This window comes from Sedimentibacter sp. B4 (assembly GCF_000309315.1).
GTDB classification, from domain to species: Bacteria; Bacillota; Clostridia; order Tissierellales; family Sedimentibacteraceae; genus Sedimentibacter; species Sedimentibacter saalensis.
The window spans coordinates 1-219 of record NZ_CANG01000553.1 but is presented as its reverse complement, the minus strand read 5'-3'; the positions used below and the strand labels follow the sequence as shown (position 1 = coordinate 219).

Below are 219 nucleotides of genomic sequence, written 5' to 3'. Positions count from 1 at the left end.
ACTCCTGCCAGTACCACCAGGCGGCGCAGGCGGCACCGACCAGCAGCACGGTCACCCCGATCACTCTCGACACGGCACTCCTCCTCAGGATCGTGTTCCCTTTCATCGCGTGCCGGACGGGCTCGGCGTCATCGCGACCTTCGGACCGGCGTCCGCGGTCGACGTCGGGCCGGGCGTCGATTTGGGGGAGCCGCTCGCTGCGCTGACCGGTTCGTCCGG

1 protein-coding gene is annotated in these 219 nt (G+C 70.3%); it reads right to left on the bottom strand.

The genetic code is table 11. From position 1 onward, the window contains the following. Positions 1 to 219: hypothetical protein (locus BN358_RS27745; protein WP_232233173.1), on the bottom strand; the 219-nt coding region annotated here is incomplete at both ends.